This window comes from Pseudomonas sp. 65/3-MNA-CIBAN-0223, assembly GCF_040310425.1.
GTDB classification, from domain to species: Bacteria; Pseudomonadota; Gammaproteobacteria; order Pseudomonadales; family Pseudomonadaceae; genus Aquipseudomonas; species Aquipseudomonas gregormendelii.
This window is the reverse complement of sequence record NZ_JBEOPV010000363.1, coordinates 1-235: the sequence shown is the minus strand read 5'-3', so window position 1 is coordinate 235 and position 235 is coordinate 1. Positions and strand designations below refer to the sequence as shown.

General features: G+C 43.0%; 1 protein-coding gene. It reads left to right on the top strand.

Features of this window, described 5'->3' with window-relative positions; translation table 11 throughout:
* On the top strand, nucleotides 1-235 hold a 235-nt coding region (locus tag AAEZ09_RS29235), incomplete at both ends, for a hypothetical protein (protein ID WP_350601807.1).

Here is a 235-nt window from a genome sequence, read left to right as displayed (position 1 = left end):
ATCCTTCCCAGTCGCGAAAGAAGCAGCGCCTAAAGCTTCGTCGATTTATTATATTTCTAAGCGTCGGATGATGTCATTTTATCCATGGGAAAATAATGACTTACGCTTTAGGGATGAGCTGCTCAATAAGAAACAATTTCAATTAGCGACACCTTCAATGAACCCACAACGGAGTGTGTTTTGGAGTGAGGCATACATCGACTCGACGAATCAGGGCTTAATTACTACGCTTGGG